The sequence below is a fragment of the Ideonella sp. P3_A4 genome, from assembly GCF_056403075.1.
The window spans coordinates 1-1,235 of sequence record NZ_JBFUGE010001099.1 but is presented as its reverse complement, the minus strand read 5'-3'; the positions used below and the strand labels follow the sequence as shown (position 1 = coordinate 1,235).

Annotated in this window: 1 protein-coding gene and 1 pseudogene; both read right to left on the bottom strand. The window is 66.9% G+C overall.

Features of this window, described 5'->3' with window-relative positions; genetic code table 11:
- On the bottom strand, window positions 1-760 hold a 760-nt coding region (locus tag AC1DYI_RS36170; protein WP_477208907.1), incomplete at its 3' end, for an aminotransferase-like domain-containing protein.
- A 345-nt stretch (window positions 761-1,105) separates the two neighbouring features.
- Window positions 1,106-1,186: pseudogene (locus tag AC1DYI_RS36165) on the bottom strand (hypothetical protein); the annotation flags it as partial.
- Window positions 1,187-1,235: the final 49 nt, after the last annotated feature.

Genomic DNA, 1,235 nt, shown 5'->3' with positions numbered 1-1,235 from the left:
GCTCCAGCGCATCGACAGTCGCCGGCAGCTCGACCCACAGGAAGTAGCCGCCTTCGGGTTGCGTCACCTTGGTGCCGGCAGGAAAGCACTTGGCGATAACTCGCGAGATGGTGTGCCGTTGCTTGGACAGCGTCAGGCGCAATTGGCGCAGGTGCCGGTCGTAGCCGCCATGTTCGAGGTACTCGTTCAAGCCCTCCTGGCAGGGCACGGAGGCCGCCAACGAGCTCATCAATTTGCGTCGGCTGACCTCTTGGGTGAAGCGGCCGGCCGCTGTCCAGCCAATGCGGTACCCAGGCGCCAAGGTCTTCGAGAACGAGCTGCAGTGCATGACCAGGCCCGACTTGTCCCAGGCCTTGGCCGGCTTGGGCTTGTGGGCGCCGAAGTACAGCTCGCCGTAGACGTCGTCTTCGATGAGCGGCACCTGGTGCCGCGCGAGCAGGTCGACGAGCGCCTGTTTGGCGTTGTCGGGCATCAGGCTGCCGAGCGGGTTCTGGAAGTTGGGCATGAACCAGCACGCTTTGACAGGATGCCTGTCGAGAACGGCGGCCAGCGCCGCAACGTCCACCCCGGTGCGCGGGTGCGTGGCCACCTCGACGGCTTTCAGGCCGCGGCGCTCCAGCGCCTGGAGTGCGGCGTAGAAGGTGGGCGATTCGACTGCCACCAGATCGCCAGGTTGGGTGACGGCTTCCAGGCACAGGTTGAGGGCCTCCATCGCACCGTTGGTGATGACGAGCTCGTCGGTGTCGACGCGGCAGCCCATGGTCAGGTAGCGAAGCGCGATCTGCCGGCGAAGGGCGACGCTGCCGGGCGAAAGATCTTCGACGGTGCGCCATGGGTCCAGCCGCCGGGCGGCTTTGCCGAGCGAAAGCGCCAGCTTGGGCAGCGGGAACAGGGTAGGGCTCGGGAAGGCGGACCCGAGCGGCACCAGCGAGCGGTCTTTCGCATGACCCAGCACCTGGAACACCAGCTCAGACACTTCGACGTCACGCCCTTCTTCGGGCGGCAGCGAGATGGCCGGCTCCGCCTGCCTGCCCACGGTGTGGCTGACGAAGTAGCCCGAGCGTGGCCTGGCTTCGAGCAGCCCTCGGGCTTCGAGCAGGTAGTAGGCCTCGAACACGGTTGACGGGCTGACGCCGCGGCTCTTGCTGGTCTCGCGCACCGAGCCGAGCTTGTCGCCCGAGCGCAGCTGGCCGGTCGCGATGGACTGCGCAATCTCGTGCGCCAGGGCTTCGTAT